The following is a 21,736-nucleotide window of genomic DNA, read 5'->3' as shown; positions in this document are numbered from 1 at the left end:
TGGGCTTTGGAGCAGCTAACCGAACACTTGACAGAGTCAGTAGGCTTAGACGGAGCAGTCTCCGATATCAACGTCTTGAGTGATTTCGTATTGAAATAACAAGGGTGGTACCACGGTTCATTCGTCCCTTTTCTGTTGAAAAGTGATGGGTGGGCCTTTTTATATTGAAGAAAAGAGGTTTTAGTATGACAAAAAAGACGATTTTCTCAGGCATTCAGCCTAGCGGTTCTGTGACATTGGGGAACTACATTGGAGCGATGAAGCAATTTGTCGATCTTCAGCATGATTACAACGGCTACTTTTGTGTGGTCGATCAGCATGCCATTACGGTGAGTCAGGATCGTTTAGCCCTTCGACAAAATATTAGAAGCTTAGCCGCTCTTTATTTGGCAGTGGGACTTGATCCTGAGAAGGCAACATTGTTTATCCAATCAGAGGTACCTGCCCACGCCCAGGCAGGATGGATGCTGCAATGTGTCGCTTATATTGGGGAATTAGAAAGAATGACTCAATTTAAGGACAAATCCGCTGGTAAGGAAGCAGTCGTTTCAGGACTATTAACGTATCCGCCACTAATGGCTGGCGATATTTTGTTATACGGTACGGACTTAGTTCCTGTAGGAGAAGATCAAAAGCAGCATCTTGAATTAACGAGAACGCTTGCTGAACGCTTTAACCGAAAGTATAACGACATCTTTACTGTACCTGAAGTCAAAATTCCAAAAGAAGGCGCTCGGATTATGTCTTTAACAGACCCAACGAAAAAGATGAGCAAATCTGATCCGAACCAAAAATCTTTCATTACCTTATTAGATGAGCCAAAACAGCTTGAAAAGAAAATCAAAAGTGCTGTGACTGATTCAGAAGGGATCGTCAAATATGACAAAGAAAACAAACCTGGAATTGCCAACTTGCTGACGATTTATTCTGTATTAGGGAACGTATCGATTGCAGAGCTTGAACAAAAATACGAAGGTAAAGGTTATGGTGAATTTAAGGGAGATCTTGCGAACGTGGTCGTGGATGCGTTAAAACCAATTCAAGATCGCTATTATGAACTCATTGAGTCAGATGAGCTTGACCGCATTTTAGATGAGGGTGCTGAAAAGGCAAACCGTGCAGCAAACAAAATGCTGAAAAAAATGGAGAATGCAATGGGTCTTGGCCGGAAACGCAAATAAAACAAGCTTGCAGCTTATTCAGCTGCAAGCTTTTTCTAATTCACTTTTGATTCGTTTTCCATTTCCCAAAGTTTTTCAAAAAACGGCTGTCCTTTAATCATTTTTTCACAAAAGGCTAAATGGTTTTCTGACCATCCATCAATGGTTTCGTTATAAAGCATGTTCCAAATTTCCTCGAAAGACATTCGTTTGATCTGGTTGTACATGCGCGGATTCCATTCTGTATACCAATAGGCAATTTCAGCTCGGTTTTGAAGCCCCTTTAGTTGATCTAGCGCCATAAACATCAGCTGCTTCAGCTGTCTTTCTTTTCTCGTTAATCCGCTGATATGCTGCGGTGGTAATGATAGGATGTGATATTCTTTCGTCGATTCAAGGCTGTCCGGCGTGAATTCATACTCCTCTGCCTTCACATCTTTCACCATTTCATATACCAATTGCTCCTGTCTTGGAATCAATCGGCTCTTTCTCACAGGGATGGAATAACCAATCGTATCCACAGCGATGATTCTAATCCCGTCCGTGACCACAAAGCAATACTCTAATTTACGGCGTTCATGATTTTTTCGAATATATGATTTCTCAAATACAGTCTCTAGCAGCGTCTTTGGCAGCTCTGATAGATCATTCTCTATGTAATCAAACAAAGGACTCTGCACCTTAAGTAAAGGCACTTGATCTAACAGCTCAACGCTGTCCTCCTTGCGCCACTCATGAAAATGACACACATTGTAGCCATTTTCTTCCCCTTCAAACCAATTCACCCATACGTCATGAAGAAATAACATAACCAATCCCTCACTTTATAAAAACTGTTGTCCACAGTATGGGCAAGGGATAGAGAAATTATTCCAACTTTATCAAAACTTCAAGCTGAACGACAGGTGGTTTGCCTTTATTTTTTTCGCGGCAGTTAATAAGACGGAAAACACCAGAGATATCAGTAATCCATATGACACCAATATATTTAGAAAAAATACTGGCAATGCCAAGAATGAAGTTAGAGAACATTTGTAAGATGGGAATCGCATGACTCCTATAAGCATGTGGAGTAATGAGTAAGTCCCAGAAATAAACTGCTAATCGGCACATTTAAGAAGGCATTCATTAGACCGATAAAAAAACCAAAAGGTAGACTGACTGTAACCCAAACAGTGCTTCTAGAAACTCAACTGGTATGATAAACTTCATACCAAATCCCATAATGATTGTCGTTGTAATTAAAATACAACCTGGTTTTAATTTTCCAAGCAAGTAAGGAAAAAGCTTCAATCATCCTAAAATGAAAACCTAATACTTGAAACTCGTGCAGCAAGATGGAGTTGGATGTGTTTTAAAGTAAAGTCTGCTTTTTCTGATTTCAATGTTAATATTTATTTTAGCAAAATTAAAACACACAAAACAATTGATCAATTCATATAACCAATTTCCGTTAACGCTCCTCTTTCTAAAGTCAACTCTCAGACAGAAGTATACTTTTTTTCATTCTTGTAATTAAAGTTTTTCATACATAAATATGATGTGATGAATAGAGCAGCAAATACGATGATGAATAAAATAAGATATCCATATTGAGATTTTCCAGCTGGCACAACAGTTATAGTTAAAGTTCCAATTAAAGCAATCTGACCTAATAACTTACATGCATTAATTAATGAGTTGACACGTCCCATATATGCATTATCAACATGTTGGAACATATAACTTTTTCTAAATACTCTAATGGCAGCATTTGAATGACCCCAAAAAAAACTTGCTACAATAAATGTCACAGAGTGAGGGAAAAGAAAGATAACGACTGTTGAAATAGCAAATACGATCATAAACATAATGACACCTTGAATATGTGGAAGTCTCTTTGACATTTGATAGGCTACGAAACCAGCGCCAATTGCTCCGACTGCGTAAAAGATATTTGCAATACCAATTACTGAGGGACCTTCATTCAAAAATTGATAAATAAAAATTGGATCCAAATAATTTGCCACAATAATAACAATACTAGGCACAAAAGTCGTTAATAAAATTACGAACAAAACTTTCCGTTGAGTTAGGTATTGAAGTGAAGACCTAAAGTTAACCCAGTATGATACACTCTTCGTGGCATTGGTCTCCTCTTCTACCACACGACTTCGTTGATAAGGAAGTTTGTATATGATAATTGAAGCGGCAAGAAATGTCATGATATTCATAACCAATATAAGGGTGATGGATATTTGACCGATCATAAAAGCGGCTAAACTAGAGCTAATCATCAAAGCTGCTTGCCCCTGAACTTCTAAACTACTATTGACTTTACTATACTCATCCTCTTTAAACATTTCTTGAGTTAAAGCTGATAACGTTGGGTATTTTATTGAATCATAAATTGTATTATATAGTGTTAATAAAACGACAAGAAAAATATTAAGGAAATTTGAAATATCAAAGAGGATGAGAAAAACAATCAGCATGAACGCACCTATTAATTCTAATTGCAGGAAGATAGCTTTCCGAGAGTGTCTATCAACCAAGCTTCCTAAAAAGGGCGAAGCAAAGAACACAAAAATCATCGTGACAATGGTTAAAATTCCATACAATACTGATTGATTCAATTGGTCTATCAGCAACCAAATGATTAAATAAGAAGTTACTCCGGTTCCCACAGTTGAAATCAGGTTAGCCGCTAATAGTAACCTTAACTTTCGCATTAAAAAATATATTCCTTTATTAATAGGAGTGATCCATCTTTATTGACTCGATAGCATTGTAAGAATCCATTATTTCCACCAATAATTAAATAATTCTCCCCATTTCCTCCCTTATAATGTTTAATTGCTTTTACATAGTCTGGCAACCTCTCAATTAAATAAACAATCTGATTATTTTCGTAATTATATACACCCATTTGGTGGCCATAAGAAGATATTAAAATGTAATCATCTATTCTTATAGATTCTTCTCTTGTATTATAAAGCAAGTCACCTACCATTCTTTTGTTAATGTCATAGGTATCTTTATCAATTTCAATATAACCGAATCCACCACCTGTTAAAACTAGATACTGTCCCTCAAGTCGAATTCTTTTTGGATACCCTTTTAAATTGAGCGATTTATGACTTTCTTCAAATGTGACATAATCAATAAAGTGAAGAGAATCATTGGAAGTTCCTATTACAACATCTTCCCCATTAAATATAGAAGTAGTAACGGCCGCATCGAAATTTTTTCTTCTTAATAATCTACCATTATTTAAGTCTATTTCTTGCATTATTCCATTATCTAACCCTACCATTGCAACTTGTTTATTCGAGCAGCACGATATACTTTTAGGCAGATATTCTAAATTTGTACTCCATAGAACATAGCCATTTTCATCAAAGCTAAAAATTAAATTTTTTCTAGATAAAGCAACAAATCTTGAGCTGTTTACACGCACTAATTTAAATATTAAGCCAAAGTTATATACAAATTTCTCTTTTTCTCTTATTATAATATCTGAATCATTGACCTCCTCAACAACAAATTTAGTAATCCCTTTGCCATTTGGAGCATAGAATTCATCTGAACTTTCACCATTCACAAAATCCCAATAGCAAACATAATCAAAATCCAACTTTTCTAATTCATTTCCATATTTATCAACAATCAGCATTTCTCCAGATTGTAAAAGAACTAATATTCTATCATCATTCAGCATGAGACCATATGAAATCTGGTGATTAAATGGACCCAAGGTTCGCTTAAGTTTAAGACTAGGGGTCATATTATCAAATACATAAATTTTCCCATCAAATCCTCCAGTGTAAATTTCAGTGAAGTGTTTGTCAAAGAAAATAAATTCAACATCATCTGTTGTGAATGGGTGACTTGTAAACGTGAGTGATTCGGGATCAATGATTGCAAGACCTGACTCAATACCATATGAATTTTCCAAACCATAATCTTGTGTAGCGATGTAACGGTTATTCTTAGGATCATACCTAACTACATGTACACTTCCCTCATCAACTTTAATTTTTCTGTTAAATTCAAGCTTACTTAAATCACCGAAAAACAAATTTCCTTCCTTATCTGTAATAATTTGTTCAATATCATTTTCCACATTAAAATAATCAATGAATGTCTTTTCATTACTAGGGTGTTCAATTATCTCCTCAACAACCAATGATTCTTTATTTAATTTCATAATTTGCCCAAAACCATTAGTTGTATATAGAAACTCTCCGAACACTCGAATACCTCTCGCATTTGAAGGTGACGGCTCTTCATTTTGTAATATTTTTTCTGATAATGCATAATGTTCAGTATGTAGTGTCTGTAATTTTTTTAAGGTTTCAATACAGTATTTACTTAAGACTCCAAAGTAATCACGAGTATAAATATAATCGTCCGTTGCAGTAAGACAATAAACCTTCGTATTAATTAGCGGTGCTGCTGAACTTTTAACAACTTCTAATTTATCATTTAAACGGTGTAGTACACCTTGCGTATCAACAGTGATAATATAATTTTTACTAGCTACATAATCAACCCTAAGTGGTCTAATTAACATTTTTTCTCCTCCTTTTTATATTAAAATTAAGTAGGGATACTTTTTTATATCCCTACCCAAACCTATAATTATTTACGTGTGTTTACTGAGCTGCGGATTGGTTGAACTTTAATTTTACGACCCATTTCTCTCACCTCCTTTAAATAAGAATGAAAATAAATTTATATCTCATTTTAAAACATGATAATTTTCAGATTGATCAAATAATCTTATAAATTCTGAATTTTCACCACTTTTATTCACTGAATATACTCCTCCATCATAAGATCCAGCAAGAACTTCTTCACCTAATTTCTCCATATAACTTATTCCATTATTCGCTACTTTAAATATGTTTTTCTTGTCATCATTTAAATCCCATACACTAATATATCCCCAATAATCACCTGCAAATAATACTCCTGAAGCATTAAAGCATACTGTTTTAACTGAGTAGTTATGCATATTGTGAAGACCTTTTAAAGATCCGTTTGATGCATCATAAATTCTTACAATTCTGTCTCTACTAACTGTTGCAAGTAAATTTTTCTTTTCATTATATGAAAGATCATTTATGACAAATGACGAACCAACTAAACGAATACATTCTGATATATTTTTTCGATTAAAAATATGCACTTCCCCACCTGAAGAACCCGTAGCAATAAATTCTCTTTCTACTACCATTCCTTTAATGGCCCCATTATGTGCACGAAACTGATCAACGATGCTGAAATCGTAAAGGTTTATTTCAAATACATTCCCACTATATGAACCTATAAAAAACGAGTGATGTTCTCTATCATAAACAATTGAATTAAGTGGCCCAGATGAAAAATCAATTGATTTAATCATTGTCTTCAGTTCAGCATCTACCAAATGCAAATATCCTTTATGATCTCCCCAAGCTATTATAGAACCATCATTCGTCATACCTACGGCGTTATTCAAAACATGATTTACCGACATAATCTTTTCTCCATTTAGTCTAAACACACCATCATCTGAAGCAGTAGCGACATTTCCATTTTCACTAACAGCTATATCGTTTATGGAAGGGGTTGCACATGTTATGTTATTGTCAATTAGTTGATTTTTTTCCCACTCCCATTCACAAAACTTATATCCAAATGTACAACCATATACGTTTTTTTCATCCTTACTAAAAGCAAACCCTACTTCCCACTGATATTTGTATTGAGGTAATGATGAAAGCCTTTTGAAATTCCGATCCCAAATAAAAATTTGATGATCGTATGCAGCAGTTAATACGTAATTTCCAGATGGAGATATCTCTATAGTCTTAACACCGATTTTATGACCTTTTAATGTTTTCATTTTTGTATGTTTTAGAGCATCATATACATCTATATCACCATTATCTAACCCTATTAATAAAATCCCTCTATTTATATCTCCATTAATGGTATCTATGTCACAAGTATATGGACCTAAATTATCTAGCACTTCCCCAGTAATTAAATTCCACACCAAAACATTCCCGTTATTATCACAGGAAAAAACTTTATTGTTAAATGTCCATACAGATTTGACACTGCTTTTATGTTCATTAAATTCACGAATAATATTACCGTTTTCAACATTCCACACTAAAACTCTGCCATCATGTTGTAAGGATGTAGATATAATATATTGATCGTCCTCTGCGAAAATTGCATATTCGATGTCGTCAGTATGACCTAAAAAAGTTTTTATTACCGATTCAGTCTTAGTATCAATCAATTTCATAGAATAATCAGAAGAGGATGTGAGTAAATATCCTCCATCTTTACTTAGTGTTAATCCTCCGACTAAATGCTCATGTTCAGTAAGAAGATATGAGGATCCGCTATTTAAATCCCATTTGTAAACTCTTTTATCATAGCCGCCAGTGTATGCATACTTCCCTGTTTGGTCAATTACTATTGCTCTTAATGGCCCTGTATGCATTTTTCATCCTCCTTTACTAATTTAAAAGAATGATTCATATCATTTACCTTTGTCTCTAAATATTTAATGTTAAATTGATTAACTTCACCAATCACATTTTCACAGCTCTCTATCGCAATTCCACTTTGTTTCAAATTATTTATTTTATCAGGATTATTCGTTAGTAGAATGATTGGCTTATTTCTTAATGTTTTTAATAAATAGGAAGCTTCTTCATAATCTCTACATTCTACTTTATACCCCAGCAACAAATTAGCTTCTAACGTGGTATAACCTTTCTGCTGTAAAACATAGGTCATTGATTTACTAAATAGACCTATCCCTCTTCCTTCATGATTTGATAAATAAAATAATGCACCTGTTCCAGCTTGATAAATTTTTTGTAGTGACAGTTTTAACTGAATTCCACAGTCACATTTTTCACTTCCAAAAATATCTCCAGTGTGACAGATACTGTGTAATCTAACTTTTGCCATTTCTGAGTTTTCAAAGTCTCCGTATATCAAAACAGTGCTTTGTTGAGATTCGTTTTGAGATAGGCTCGGTAATTTTTCCAGCGTTTTTTTTAAGGACCATTTTTCATTATGTACAAACCAGGTATACCAATTAAAAATAATAATTTCTCCATTTAAATTAATAGGCAATTCAATAGGCCCGAAAAAGTACATATATTTCTTTTTATAGGGTATGATTTTTAATTTTTGGGCAAGTAACTTATAATCATCCAGTTTAAGTTGCAATTTTGTTCTCCTCACTTTATTTTTTGTAAATCCCATTTATAGAAGCATTTTCACTACTATTGCGATGAAAAGTACACCCTTAAAAATAAGCATTGGGCTAAAAACAACCTGTGCTCACTAATCTAACCCTCCACGATATTGCATATTAAGTTGTTTCCTATTGAATTATTTTATTGACGTCTAAGTTCCTTAATAAAGAATCCAATTCAGATAATGAGGGTTTTCTTACTTTTAATTGACCTCCAACATCTCCTTCAAATTGAACCAAAATTTCTGAACCTGGATTGGAAAAACCTTTGAATAATTTTATTTCATTGGATTGACATGTTTGAATGTCCAAATAAGCTTTTTTATTTAAATCTATATCAACGATCAAGTTTTGCTGGTCTAACTTTGAAGTTCTTGCTAATATAAAATCACCTTCATTAACTTCCGAATATTCTGAATATATATCATTTTGAAATATATTAACCTCTTTCCTTTTTACAATTCTGAATCCTCTAAATACACTGGGAATATTTCCGTGTCTTCTTGAACATCTAGCTAAATCTACTCCATGTTCACACGTCCCACCTCTCAAAATATGGTAATTTAATGATTTAGAATATTTTAAGGGCGAACCTAAATAAGGTCGATTGTAACTTCTAGTCCACTCTTCTATATTTCCAGAAAGATCATAGACACCATAGGGAGATCTATTTTCCTTTATGTTCTTTACTGGGATAGGCAAAGAATTGTATTGACCTTTTATATTTACATTCTCAATTATCTCATCGCCCCATGGAAATTCTCTATCATCCCAACTTCCTCTAGCGGCTTTTTCCCACTCGGGTTCAGTTGGAAGATCTATACACTCTCCCAAGGTTTCTGAAGCCCAGTAACAAAACATCAACGCATCTTCAAAATTAATGTGATATGCTGGGAAATCTAAATCGTTATTATTAATATGTTTTTTTATGACTAAGGGCATTTGCACATGTGGATTATTTTGATAAAATTCTTTCATCATTCCAATCGTAACTGGAGTTTCAGAAATCCAATAATCATTTAAATATACTTTTTTCTGAGGGACTTCTTTTAATAACCATTCAAGCGGAACATTATAATTATTTACCATGTTTATAAACTTTTCTTTGTTCCACTCTGTTCCAAAATGAAATTCGCCTGCTTCTATATACTTGAATTTTAAGTTTTTGATCATACCAAAATTTCTCACCTCTCTATACTTAATAAAATGAATCACACAAATTATTTTTTTTCTAAATAGGGATTGTTTTCAAGAAAAAAGTCATTGATTGGGAGATATTAATAATGATTTAGAGAAATAAATGTGATATAAATTGCAGAAATACGAAGATAAAATGTTGTGTTACTCTTTGAGGAAAGTAATGTGCTACTTATTATGGGTAGATTATAAAGAATATCTATATATTACTCTACCATATTATTCATTTTAAGTAAATAATTAGATATTATATTTTTTGGTTTTTATATATTTTTTTCTTATGCAAATTAATTTAGTATAATCTTCCTTCATCTCTATATCTAAATTAATGCCATTAGAATTAGAAATACTAAAAAAATCGATCATAAACTCCATCTTCTCCGTAATTGACTGCCTGTTACAATAAAGGACAGCTTTTCAGCCCTTAAATAGGTCAAAAAAACTATTGAAACGAAAAAACAATATCTTAGCAACAGGAAAAGGAGTTTACCAAACCTTCAATCATTAAATAATCCAAACTCTATCAATTACTTTTCTTGTACCTATATACTTCTAAATATCAAGTGGGAATGAACCATATAATCAGGCTATTGAGATCTTTCTACAGCCTGATTATGACTCGTTCATATCCTCTTAGGATCAAATGAATCTCTTAAGCCATCTCCTAAAAAGTTAAAGCAAAGAACCGTTATTAAAATAAAGAGACCTGGGAAAAGCGGATACCACCAAGCTTGCACCATAATCGAGAAATTTTGTGCATCTTGCAGCATGTTGCCCCAGCTTGCCGTTGGCGGCTGAATACCAAAGCCAAGATAGCTGAGCGTTGATTCAGCTAAAATCACGGAGCCTACTTTTAATGTAGCCGATACAATAATAGGACCGATACAGTTCGGTAAAATATGCGAAAAGATGATGACATGATTTTTCGTTCCAATGGTTCTCGCCGCGAGTACGAACTCTCTTGTTCGAAGTGATAAGAATTCACTGCGGATGAGCCTGGCCGTTGTTGTCCAGCCGGTCAAAGCAAAGATTAAAATCAATTTATCAACGCCCGGCTTGAAAATGGTGACGAGCGTGATCAATAGAAAAATGTCTGGAATCGACAACACGACATCCACAAACCTCATTAACAAGGAATCAACAAATCCTTTGAAATACCCCGCGACCGCGCCAACGACAGTGCCAATGGTGATTGCACCGACCACTGAGACGAAACCGACCAATAAAGAGACCCGCGCGCCATATAGCACCCTTGAGAAAATATCGCGTCCAAACTTGTCAGTGCCCATAAAATGCTCAGCACTTGGCGGCTGAAGCCGCTTCAATAAATCTTGCTGCTCTGGTGCATATGGAGCGATCACTGGAGCGAAAATGGCAGAAAAGATAATGATCAATAAGATCACGGAGCCGGCAACCGCCAATTTATTTTTGAAAAATTTCTCGCAAAATAAACGCAGCATCGTCTCTGGCTTTGGCGGAAGGCCCTCCTTTAATTTGATATCAACAGGAGGTGTTCCCATATTAGGCTGTGCCAATTGTGCTTCAGCTCCCTTCTAATATTCAATACGCGGATCAACGATTGCATATAAAATATCCGCTATTAAATTTCCAACCACCACAAGCACTGCGGAAATAACGGTCATTGCCATAATGACCGGATAATCTCTCGAAAAGGCAGAATCAATGAACAGCTTTCCAAGTCCAGGCCATGTGAAGATTTGTTCCACCACGACTGCGCCGCCAATAAAGGATGGTATCATCAATCCGAAAATCGTTATGACAGGCATAAGACCGTTTCTTAAACCATGCTTAAAAATGACTTTGTTTTCTCTAAAGCCTTTCGCTCTTGCTGTGCGAATGTAATCCTGCCTCATGACATCAAGCATACTCGACCTTGTGTACCGGGTCAGCCCAGCCATATCAGCCGTTGCTAAAACAAAGGCTGGTAAAATGATGTGATGGAGTCGGTCAAACACATTAAAATCGGCATTCAAGGTAGAGACTCCGCCAGTTGGAAACCACCCTAAGTTCACGGATAAAACCATAATGAGGATGAGACCAAACCAAAAGTTTGGAATAGCCAGTCCGATAAAAGATGTAACCGTAATGCCATAGTCAAGCTTTGTATACGGACGTTTTGCTGAAAGAACACCAAATGGGATAGCAATCAGCAGGGCAACTAATGTAGAAAAGATCATGAGGATGAGGGTATTTGGCAGCCGGGCAAAAATCAAATCAGCCACGGGCGTTCCCTTTTTGACAATGGATGTGCCAAAGTCACCTTGAAGCATATTGCCAAGCCATTTCATATATTGCACATATTCAGGATCGTTCAAGCCGTACTTATCAATAAAGGCTTCCCGATCTGCCGCACTAATGGTAGGGTCCATCATGAGTGACATCGGATCGCCTGGTGCTGCTTTCATAATGGCAAAGGACAAAATGGTAATCCCCAATAAGATGGGAATCGACAGCAATGTCCTTCTAATGATATATGTAACCATATGCACAACTCCTTTTTCATCGGATCACCATTCTGTGAAAAAAGGCTAAAATGATGTTATTTTAGCCCTATTTTTCTTCTCAGCGTGATATGACGAGTACTTGCTCGGAGCGAATGAAATATTCGTGAGCACCAGCACACAGGACAGACGCCGAATGCGAGGGTTTGTCTTCACGCTGTAAGGGGAGAAACTCCCCCCTTCTTCACAATGGGTCTACTTTTCAATCCACCACTTTTCGATTTTGTAATACTCATCTTTCGGATGATAAGAGTAGCCTTGTAGGTTAGCTGGCATAGCTCGATGTGAGTTGGCATAATAAAGGAATGTGTATGGCTGATCTTCTGCAATTAGTTCATAAATTTTTTCATACGCCTTTGTATAATCTTTTCGATCGCTTAAATTTTTAGCATCTACGAGCAGCTGATCAACTTCATTGTTTTTATACCAAACTTTGTTTAAACCTTTTTCAGACTGACTTGAGTGAAAGATGCTATATTGATCAGGGAAAGTAGCTAGGCTCCACCCTAGAAGTAAAGCGTCATAGTCCCATTTTGGTGGAGATGTCTGTTCGATTAACGCACTGAATTCTACAATTTGCGGCTTCGCTTCTACACCAATTTCCTTAAGTTGCTGCTGTACAACGACAGCGATATCTTCACGAACTTTATTTCCTTGGTTGGTCTTTAATACAAAGGAGAATTTCTTACCATTCTTATCAAGATAGCCATCTCCATCTGTATCCTTCCAGCCCTCTTCTTTTAGCATCTTTTTCGCTTTTTCTTGATCAAATTCAAATACTGGGACATTTTCATTTTTAGGGTAGTTCCATGACAGCGGGCTTTCTGGGATGTTGGCTACTTTCCCGTCTCCATCTAACACTTGATCGACAATCGTTTGACGATCAATGGCATGGGTAAGCGCTTGGCGGACCTTTTTACTTTTAAAGAGATCGTTTTTCTGATTCCAGCCAATAAAAGAATAATTCAGGCCTAAATCGGACTCGATTTTGATGTTATTTATTTTTTCAGCTGTTTGCAGCTCCGCTCCCGGTACAGCAAAGAAATCAATATCGCCTGCTGATAACTGAGCAATAGCTGCATTTTCATCAGGAATCGTTTTAATCGTGACGGTATCAAGGTAAGGACGTCCATCCCAATAATCGTCAAAGGCTTCTAGTTTGACGTAGTCTCCTTCTTTCCATTCTGCAAATTTAAATGGACCTGAACCGATTGGTTTTTTTCGGTTAAATTCGTTTTCACCGAGATCTTTTATAGGCACATCACCTAAAATATGCTTAGGTAAAATACCGTAGCTTCCTAGTGTGACATTATAAAAATAGGGATCTTTTTTATTGAGCTTGAATTCGATCGAGTAGTCCCCTGTTTTTTTTACAGACTCTAATACTTCAAAGCCTGATCCGCGCTCCCCATTGTAGTCCTTATTGATTGGAATGCTGTATGTAAACACAACATCATCAGCAGTCAGTTCTTCACCATCATGAAACTTCACACCTTTTTTAATGGTGACATCAAACTGCTTGCCGTCATCAGATTCTTTAATATCCTCTGCCAGCGATAGCTGAGGGTTCAGCTTTCCGTCTGTTTGAAGTAAGAAGCTGTAGATTCTTTCCTCAATATCAGAGCTTGCCACATCTGTAGAATACAGCGAGTTAAATAATGTTGGCTCTGCAATTGAACCGATGACAAGATCGCCGCCTTGTACAGGTTTACCAGTGGATTTCTTTTCACTGTCTCCAGACGTTTTATTTCCACCAGAACAAGCAGCAAGGATTAATGTAAAAATCATCAGTAAACTGACCAAAATGGACTTTCTATTTCTAACTTTCATAGACAATTCCCCCTATCTTTTTTTAAAAATAATGACAGAATCCTGTTTCATCCCCCCTCTCAAAGATGAGATCATACAAGCTTGATCAAGCATTGTAGAGGTGGCAGGCAACAAAGTGGTTCGTTTTTAATTCCTCAAATGCTGGTACTTTTTCTTTACAGATTTCTTTCGCATGCGGGCATCTTGTGTGAAATACACAGCCTTTTGGCGGATTCGCAGGACTCGGCAGGTCACCTTGCAGCATAATGCGTTCTCTTTTCGTTTGCCCTTTTTTACGGGTGACGGGAACAGAAGAAAGCAGGGCCTGTGTATACGGATGGAGCGGTTCATCGTACAGACTGTGCTTATCGGCAAGCTCCATCATTTTGCCGAGATACATGACGCCGACTCTATCGCTAATATGCCTGACCACACTTAAATCGTGAGAGATAAATAGATAGGTAAGATCAAATTCCTCCTGAAGCTCCTCCATCAGATTAATGACCTGCGCCTGAATGGATACATCAAGTGCTGATACAGGCTCATCTGCGATGATCATGTCAGGATTCATGGCAAGTGCACGAGCGATACCGATCCGTTGCCTTTGTCCGCCGGAGAATTCGTGCGGGTATCGATTCGCAAAACTTGGGTGAAGGCCGACTTTGGATAAAAGCTGTTCTACTTTTTCATTTCTTTCTTTTAAGGAATATAAGTGATGTGTTTTGTAGGGTTCTTTGATGATACTTCGAAGTGTTTTTCTAGGGTTGAGTGATGCAAAGGGATCTTGAAAAACCATTTGGATGTTTTTCCTTGTTGATTGTCTTAGCTTTGATTCAGATACATGAGAGATATCTTGCCCTTTAAATAGAATTTGTCCTTCTGTTGGTTCATATAAACGAATCATCGTCCGTCCTAATGTGGATTTACCGCATCCAGACTCTCCAACGATGCCTAACGTTTCGCCTTTATAAATGTTTAAGTCGATGCCGTCAACCGCTTTGACTGCTCCTACTTTCTTTTGCAGCACCCCAGCTTTAATCGGAAAGTGTTTTCGTATATTTTTTAATTCCAGGATGGTTTCTTTCTCAGATTGATCTGTCATGTATGGTTGATTTTCAGCAAGTGTCATGTTTGGCTTGCCTCCTCATATAAGAAACACCTGACGCTTCTACCATTTTCAAAGGTTGCCAGTTTGGGCAATTCACCTATGCAGCGTTCCATTACTTTCGGGCATCTAGGCGCAAAACGGCATCCTGCGGGAAGCTGATCTGGCGCAGGGACATTTCCTTTTATCGCCGTTAATGGCTGAATGTCTCCGTCAATGACCGGAATGGATTCAAGCAGTCCTTCTGTGTATGGGTGAAGCGGCTGATCAAACAACTCTTCAACGGTTCCATTTTCAACAACCTGTCCGCAGTACATGACAATGACGCGGTCTGCTACTTCCGACACAACACCTAAATCGTGCGTAATGAGAAGTATAGATGTACCAAAGGTCGAACATAAATCTTTCATTAAGGTCAGCACCTGGGCTTGTATGGTCACATCAAGAGCAGTAGTCGGCTCATCCGCAATGAGGAGCTTCGGATCACAGCTTAGCGCAATGGCGATCATGACTCGTTGACGCATACCGCCGGATAAACGGTGCGGGTAATCTTTGATGATTTGTTCCGGCCTTGAAAAGCCTACAAGCTTTAGCAAATCAATCGCTTTTTTGGTCGCTTCTTTTTTTGAAAGTTTTTTGTGGTAAATGAGGATTTCTGTTATTTGTTCCCCGATGGTTAAGACGGGATTAAGTGAGGTCATGGGTTCCTGAAAGATCATGGATACATCATTACCGCGAATATTGCACAATTCCTTTTCACTATATGTAACAAGGTCTTTTCCATCAAGCTTAATGGAACCATCCATAATCTTCCCACCAGTCCCATTAATCAGACCCATGATGGATAAAGACGTAATACTTTTACCAGACCCAGACTCACCGACTAATGCGACTGTTTCCCCTTTTTTGATACTAAAATCAACGCCATCAACAGCAGGTATTGGTTCCTTTTTTCGAAAAAAATAGGTTTTTAAGTTTTGCACTTCAAGCAGTGTGCTCATGCATTCGCCCCTTTCTCCATAGATCAAATGAACCGAATCGAAAAATTCCGTCTTTTTAGAATAAAAAGAATTATCAAAATTTATATTTGTATATTATTACATCAGCATGACGAAATCAAGAAGTATTTAGTAAAATTGTAATATGTCACTTTTTTTGTGAATGTTTGTCTTTACGATTCTATCGCCTTTAAAAACGTTTCCGCTGGCTCCGCAATCATAGACTCCTCGCTGATTCGGTGCTCATCGAAATACTTTTTCACGATATAAAATCCAGTGGCATAGCCAAGCATTTTGGGGTAGTTCCCTTTTCCATAAAGGAGATTCTGTATCAGCCTTTCGTCGTCCTGCACTTTCTGATAAAGGTGACTGGATACCCATTTCTTGTACATGCGCTGCAGCTGCGATTCGTCATATAAAGTCGTCCACTTTGCTGTATAGCTTTCTCCATATCTATGATACACAGCATATTCAGCGAGCCCCTCCATCATGATTGTATCAAGGAATGTAAAATCTTTTTCTTCTTTCGTGAGAAAATGCAACCTGCATACATGGTGATATTCATGCGTCAGCAACGTACCGATTCGCTCCTTCGGTGTATGCGGGGATAAAAAAAGAAAGATTTTGTCATCAAATGCCATGCCGGATTGAAAGTAAAATTGTTCTCTGATCTCTTTGCTGCTCTCATTAACAGGCAAAATAAAGACAGGGACATCAGGACCTCCCCACTTTTTTTGCAGCGCTTTGTATTCTTTCATCACAAGCTGGAAATACCCTTTTTCTTTGAGCTTGTCGATCATTTCCTGGCAGGCGTTCCATGATCGCACCATTCCGTGATGTTGTAAATGGGCGAGAATAGATGATCCTTCTTTTTTCTCCGCTCCTTTAAAATAAGGGACAAAACGTGCCGCCAGCTCCTGAAATGATGATGATTGCTCAATGAGATATTGTGTATTGATCAGACCCATACCGCTGAACACCTCCATTTTCATCATATGCAAAAAGGCGGCGATCTGTTTATAGATCACCGCCTTCTTAAGACATATTACGCTTCGTATTTTTTGAAGATAATTGTCGCATTGTGCCCGCCAAAACCAAGTGAGTTGCTCAACGCAACTTGTACTTCTTTTGAACGTGCTTCATTTGCTACATAATCAAGATCACATTCTTCATCTGGTGTTTCAAGGTTAATCGTTGGCGGAATGACACTGTCTTTAATCGCGAGAACAGAGAAAATCGCTTCTACTCCGCCTGCTGCGCCAAGTAAATGACCTGTCATTGATTTTGTCGAGCTGATCGCAAGCTGATTCGCATGCTCTCCAAACACTTCTTTAATCGCCATTGTTTCAAACTTATCATTATACGGTGTGCTTGTTCCGTGGGCATTGATATAATCAATTTCTTCCACTGTTAAACCTGCATCACGAATGGCTTCTTTCATTGCACGTACGCCGCCTTCTCCGTTTGGAGCAGGTGCTGTGATATGGTATGCATCTCCAGTTGAGCCGTAGCCAACGATTTCTGCATAAATGGTCGCACCACGTTTTAACGCATGCTCTAATTCTTCAAGAACAACAATTCCCGCTCCCTCACCCATGACAAATCCGTCACGGTTTTTATCAAATGGACGACTTGCTGTATCTGGATCAGGATTTGTCGAAAGGGCTTTGTTTGCACAGAAGCCAGCAAACGACATTTTCGTTAACGGTGCTTCTGTTCCACCTGTAATCATCGCATCTGCATCTCCACGCTGAATGACTTTAAAGGCATCACCAATGGAGTTTGTTCCTGTTGCACATGCTGTTACTGTACAAGAGTTAACCCCTTTTGCGCCAAGAGCAATTGAAATTTGGCCTGTTGCCATATCTGGAATCATCATTGGAACGAAGAACGGGCTTACGCGTCTTGCTCCTTTATTCGAATACACTTCGAATTGCTCTTCGAATGTTTCAAGTCCGCCAATACCAGATCCAACCCATACCCCAACACGAGGTGCGTTTTCATCTGTAATTTCAAGGCGTGAATCATCTAAAGCCTTTTGAGCAGCAACGACTGCATATTGTGTGAAGCGTGCCATCTTTCTCGCTTCTTTTTTCTCCATGTAATCTTCGATGTTAAAATCTTTTAGTTCTGCTGCTACTTTTGCTGTATATTCACTTGAATCAACACGTGTGATCGGGCCAACACCTGATACACCTGCTACAGCATTTTTCCATGTTGTCTCTACATCGTTGCCAAGAGGTGTCAAAGCACCTAATCCTGTAACAACTACTCGTTTCTTATCCATTAATTTGTGCACCCCACTCTTTTATCGGCCCCATCGCATAGCGATTGCGCCCCACGTTAATCCGCCACCAAAACCAACCATTACAATCACATCGCCGTCATGAATTTTTCCGGCTTCGATTTCTTCACATAGTGAAATTGGAATGGATGCTGCTGATGTGTTTCCATATTTATGGACTGTTTTCGACATTTTTTCAACTGGCAGCTCTAAGCGTTCGCGTGCTGCTTCCATAATGCGAATGTTTGCTTGATGCGGAATCAAGAAGTCTACGTCTTCTTTTGATAGTCCAGCTTTTTCAATCACGTTTACGCTTGACTCGCCCATTTGTCTCACAGCAAATTTAAATACTTCTCTTCCATTCATGATTGTATGATCTTTTTCATCTAAGTACAAGTGCTTCCCGCCGCTTCCATCGGCTCCAAGCTCAAATGATAGAATTCCCTTTCCTTCGCTGACTGTTCCTAGTACAGCAGCACCTGCTCCATCTCCAAACAAAACAGCTGTGTTGCGGTCATCCCAGTCGGTAATGCGAGAAAGCTTTTCTACACCAACGACAAGCACGTGTTTGTAAGTGCCTGATTCGATAAATTGTTTTCCAGTAACAAGCCCATACATAAAGCCAGCGCAGGCAGCGCTAATATCCATTGCACATGCTTTATGTGCACCGAGCTGCTCTTGAATCATACAAGCGACTGTCGGAAATGCTTGATCTGGCGTAACTGTCGCTACAAGAATCATATCAATATCTTCTGCAGCCACATCTGCGTCAGCTAATGCTTTTTTTGCAGCAGCAAGCGCCATATGAGATGTATTGACATCATCAGATGCAATTCTTCTTTCTTCTATACCTGTTCTAGTACGAATCCACTCGTCAGAAGTTTCAACCATTTTTTCTAAATCACGATTTGTTAATACTTTTTCAGGTATATAGCGGCCAAGGCCAATAATTCCAGCATTCATTGAATAAGACTCCTTTTACTCATACGAGCATGTGATATTGTGATCTTATATTAGTATCTGGTACTAATTTTACCTTATTTTTTTCTCCTTGGCAATACAAACGTCTAACCTTTCCTCTCACTTTTTTCATAGATTAATGATATACCAATAGTAGAAAGGAACATGTGATATGGCGCAAAAGGATATTTTCTCAGCAATGATGTTTGGTCAGCCGCTAGAAAAGGAGAAAAGCAAGATAGAAAAAAAGGAGGAGCGTGCAGAGACTTCTTCAAGTGATGACTCCATTGACTACATGCATGTCATGAATCAAATTGGAAACATTATGAACTCCATCGATGAGCTGAAGCCTGTGTTTAAAGATGTTGGTCCTATGATTAGTGCCTTCAAGAAAAAATTATCATAAAAAAAAGCCACTATTCTGTGGCTTTTTTTGATTGTTGACAAAGGGCTAAAATATTTTAGCCCTTTGTCTTCTTCTCAGCGTGATAGAAAACCTTTGCAGTCTAGGATGGACGAGCACTGGAGCGGAGCGAATTTGTCATTCGTGAGCACCAGCGCGCAGGACTGACAAAGAATGCGAGGGTTTGTCTACACGCTGAAAGCCACTATTCTGTGGCTTTTTCTGATGCTGCATCTGCTTTTCCAAGCTCATATGCCTCTTGCATGACAGATGTAAACAAAGAGAGAAGCGGCTGAAGTGCTTGTGGATCAAGCTGAATCCCTGCTTTATCTAATTCTTCTTTTGCTTGTGGAAAATACTTCATCGCAATTTGTAAAAACTCCATCGATTTTTCGTGTTGCATGTTTAACGTCCTCACTTTTCATTTGGCAATTTGCCTGTTTTTTTGTAATTCGCAATATCCTTCTCAATGTCTTTCACAAAAGCACGGTCTATGGTTGAGCTAAATTTCCCCATTTCGATCACTCCTTCTTTAAAGTCAAAGGAGTACTCACCTTGTTCGTTTAGCTTGCCTTCATTAAACTTCTTCGCAATGATACTGTACGCTTTATCGACATGCTGTACTGTGCTAGTTAACACCGTATGGCTTCCAAGGTTGGATTGATCAGTGACATATCCGATCGCAGATAAATTGTCGTTTTTGATTTGTTCAATGACAGGGATATTATAACCATCACCTGCTGGATACACAACATCTACACCTTGTTTTTTCAATTTTTGATAGAGGTTCACCGCTTTGTCAGCATCATCCCAGTTTTCGACAAATTCCGCTAGGACTTGCACATGTTCGTCCTGATATTTTGCACCTTTGATAAAACCGTCTACTTCACTTTGCCAATCATATGTAGCCAGAATACCAATCTTTTTTGTTTTGGACATATGTGCTGCTGTCATGCCTCCGAAAAAGCCCATTGCTTCTCCTTTAAACGTGACGTTTGTGACATTATCAGCTTGAGGCTTGCCTCCATTGACCGTGATAAATTGTGTTTTCGGATAATCTTCACTGATCAAGTTGAAAATTTCGCTGTATTCATTGCCATGGCCAATAATCAAATTGACTCCTTTTTTATGAAATTCTTCAATGGCATCAACGATTTTCTCCTTGTCGACCATCCCTTCCTTATAATAAACATCTACACCAAATGTTGATTGGATATTTAATAAGCCTTTATAACCTTTCGTTCCCCAAACTTGATCATTAATCGTATCGGGGACGAGTAAACCCACCTTCTCAATATGTCCTTTTAACGGCGCCTGCGAGCAGGCAGATAGCATAAGAAGAAGGAACGAAAAGATCATGACAAGCCGCTGGTACTTCATGCCATGTTCAACTCCCTTTGCAACACGCAGGCATGAACCTGTATGTTAAATATAGGTTTATTTTATACTGAAAAAAGATAAGATGGAAGATCATTCTTGCTTTTTGTCGAAAAATGTTGAGTTTTGTCTTTTCCATTCTGCTATGATTTCTTCTGCTTGTTTGTCACCTGTTTGTCTTTCTACCTTCAATTGATGGATCATTTCCTGCCTTTGATCAGTCCGTGCCCACTTTAAAAGCTCCTTTGCGACATCTTCTACAAAAAATGCGTGATCATCCTTTGTTCGTCTCTCTTCATGGAGTGACCACGGACCAAACATGCGTGGAAGGATAACAGCCGAAACGCTTTGTTCATGCGAATGGCTTTGGGGTTCTTCGTAAAACAAGCGGTATATGCCATGCTTCGCTTCGAGGTCTGTCTCTCTATTCATTGAATCATCTGATTGAAAAAAGATCAGGTCATATGCCTCTTTCCTATCTTGACCATCAATAACGCGGACAAGATCATTGCGGCCAAGCCACATCATCCGCTCTTCTAATAACATTTTTTGCTCCTCTGACTTCTCCTTAGGATATGTGATATCCACTTGTATGCCCTCTTTCATCATATATTCACAAAGTGTCAGGCCAAAAAATTCATCTGCACCTATGATCAGTCCTGTTTCCAT

General features: G+C 37.8%; 19 protein-coding genes and 1 other annotated feature (1 of these 20 cut by a window edge). Of the genes, 2 read left to right on the top strand and 17 right to left on the bottom strand.

All coding sequences use genetic code 11. The annotated features are described in order from the left end of the window. Positions 1 to 132, top strand: a binding site (T-box leader) (it extends 87 nt beyond the left edge of the window). A 53-nt stretch (positions 133 to 185) separates the two neighbouring features. Then, the gene (trpS, locus tag ID12_RS10390) at positions 186 to 1,181 is read left to right on the top strand and encodes a tryptophan--tRNA ligase (RefSeq protein ID WP_008348488.1); all 996 of its coding nucleotides are present in this window, start codon (positions 186 to 188) and stop codon (positions 1,179 to 1,181) included. Positions 1,182 to 1,216: 35 nt separating this feature from the next. Here the strand turns inward: trpS and ID12_RS10385 are convergent, their stop codons facing one another. The 14 genes from ID12_RS10385 to ID12_RS10315 all read right to left on the bottom strand — a co-directional run bounded on the left by ID12_RS10385 (position 1,217) and on the right by ID12_RS10315 (position 19,290). Then, on the bottom strand, positions 1,217 to 1,969 hold the full coding sequence (locus ID12_RS10385; RefSeq protein WP_025207150.1) for a YjbA family protein: 753 nt from the start codon (positions 1,967 to 1,969) through the stop codon (positions 1,217 to 1,219). Between the two features lie 672 nt (positions 1,970 to 2,641). Continuing rightward, on the bottom strand, positions 2,642 to 3,871 hold the full coding sequence (locus ID12_RS10375; RefSeq protein ID WP_050827152.1) for an MFS transporter: 1,230 nt from the start codon (positions 3,869 to 3,871) through the stop codon (positions 2,642 to 2,644). Next, on the bottom strand, positions 3,871 to 5,715 hold the full coding sequence (locus tag ID12_RS10370) for a hypothetical protein (RefSeq protein ID WP_050827151.1): 1,845 nt from the start codon (positions 5,713 to 5,715) through the stop codon (positions 3,871 to 3,873). Before ID12_RS10370 ends, ID12_RS10375 begins: the two co-directional genes overlap by 1 nt. A gap of 168 nt (positions 5,716 to 5,883) precedes the next feature. Continuing rightward, entirely contained in the window at positions 5,884 to 7,644 is a 1,761-nt protein-coding gene (locus tag ID12_RS10365; RefSeq protein ID WP_050827150.1) for a WD40 repeat domain-containing protein, read from the bottom strand. Next, positions 7,626 to 8,420, bottom strand: a complete 795-nt coding sequence (locus tag ID12_RS10360) for a GTP cyclohydrolase II (protein ID WP_050827149.1) — start codon at positions 8,418 to 8,420, stop codon at positions 7,626 to 7,628. Before ID12_RS10360 ends, ID12_RS10365 begins: the two co-directional genes overlap by 19 nt. Before the next feature lie 121 nt (positions 8,421 to 8,541). Further along, positions 8,542 to 9,585 (bottom strand): formylglycine-generating enzyme family protein, encoded by a 1,044-nt coding sequence (locus tag ID12_RS10355; protein WP_050827148.1) that lies wholly within the window; start codon positions 9,583 to 9,585, stop codon positions 8,542 to 8,544. Between the two features lie 647 nt (positions 9,586 to 10,232). Continuing rightward, positions 10,233 to 11,129 carry an oligopeptide ABC transporter permease gene (gene opp4C / locus ID12_RS10350; RefSeq protein ID WP_080987789.1) on the bottom strand — a complete coding sequence of 299 codons (897 nt, stop codon included), beginning with the start codon at positions 11,127 to 11,129 and terminating at the stop codon, positions 10,233 to 10,235. A 33-nt stretch (positions 11,130 to 11,162) separates the two neighbouring features. After that, complete coding sequence (locus ID12_RS10345) at positions 11,163 to 12,113, bottom strand: ABC transporter permease (RefSeq protein ID WP_034621771.1); 951 nt, start codon at positions 12,111 to 12,113, stop codon at positions 11,163 to 11,165. Positions 12,114 to 12,326: 213 nt separating this feature from the next. Next, entirely contained in the window at positions 12,327 to 13,961 is a 1,635-nt protein-coding gene (locus ID12_RS10340) for a peptide-binding protein (protein ID WP_050827146.1), read from the bottom strand. 85 nt (positions 13,962 to 14,046) lie between these two features. Beyond that, positions 14,047 to 15,042, bottom strand: coding sequence for an ABC transporter ATP-binding protein (locus ID12_RS10335; RefSeq protein WP_050827684.1), 996 nt, complete (start codon positions 15,040 to 15,042; stop codon positions 14,047 to 14,049). Between the two features lie 23 nt (positions 15,043 to 15,065). Then, positions 15,066 to 16,046, bottom strand: coding sequence for an ABC transporter ATP-binding protein (locus ID12_RS10330; RefSeq protein WP_050827145.1), 981 nt, complete (start codon positions 16,044 to 16,046; stop codon positions 15,066 to 15,068). Positions 16,047 to 16,216: 170 nt separating this feature from the next. Beyond that, positions 16,217 to 17,011, bottom strand: coding sequence for a DUF2268 domain-containing putative Zn-dependent protease (locus tag ID12_RS10325; RefSeq protein WP_046527014.1), 795 nt, complete (start codon positions 17,009 to 17,011; stop codon positions 16,217 to 16,219). A 77-nt stretch (positions 17,012 to 17,088) separates the two neighbouring features. Beyond that, positions 17,089 to 18,330 (bottom strand): beta-ketoacyl-ACP synthase II, encoded by a 1,242-nt coding sequence (gene fabF, locus ID12_RS10320; protein ID WP_007499040.1) that lies wholly within the window; start codon positions 18,328 to 18,330, stop codon positions 17,089 to 17,091. 21 nt (positions 18,331 to 18,351) lie between these two features. Next, positions 18,352 to 19,290: a beta-ketoacyl-ACP synthase III gene (locus tag ID12_RS10315; RefSeq protein ID WP_008348504.1), complete on the bottom strand. Its 939-nt coding sequence runs from the start codon at positions 19,288 to 19,290 to the stop codon at positions 18,352 to 18,354. Positions 19,291 to 19,459: 169 nt separating this feature from the next. Here ID12_RS10315 and ID12_RS10310 point away from each other — a divergent pair, with 169 nt between their 5' ends. Continuing rightward, on the top strand, positions 19,460 to 19,693 hold the full coding sequence (locus tag ID12_RS10310) for a hypothetical protein (protein ID WP_017360173.1): 234 nt from the start codon (positions 19,460 to 19,462) through the stop codon (positions 19,691 to 19,693). A 202-nt stretch (positions 19,694 to 19,895) separates the two neighbouring features. On the opposite strand, the gene ID12_RS10305 is transcribed toward ID12_RS10310, so the two are convergent. The 3 genes from ID12_RS10305 to ID12_RS10295 form a co-directional block, all read right to left on the bottom strand. After that, entirely contained in the window at positions 19,896 to 20,093 is a 198-nt protein-coding gene (locus tag ID12_RS10305) for a ComZ family protein (RefSeq protein WP_008348507.1), read from the bottom strand. 11 nt (positions 20,094 to 20,104) lie between these two features. Continuing rightward, positions 20,105 to 21,070 carry a BMP family ABC transporter substrate-binding protein gene (locus tag ID12_RS10300; RefSeq protein ID WP_008348509.1) on the bottom strand — a complete coding sequence of 322 codons (966 nt, stop codon included), beginning with the start codon at positions 21,068 to 21,070 and terminating at the stop codon, positions 20,105 to 20,107. A 90-nt stretch (positions 21,071 to 21,160) separates the two neighbouring features. Then, positions 21,161 to 21,736 carry a hypothetical protein gene (locus ID12_RS10295; protein WP_017360175.1) on the bottom strand — a complete coding sequence of 192 codons (576 nt, stop codon included), beginning with the start codon at positions 21,734 to 21,736 and terminating at the stop codon, positions 21,161 to 21,163.

Source organism: Bacillus altitudinis (assembly GCF_001191605.1).
In the GTDB taxonomy this organism is placed as follows: Bacteria; Bacillota; Bacilli; order Bacillales; family Bacillaceae; genus Bacillus; species Bacillus altitudinis.
Note: the sequence above shows the minus strand (reverse complement) of the source record. Positions and strands in the feature narration are given on the sequence as shown.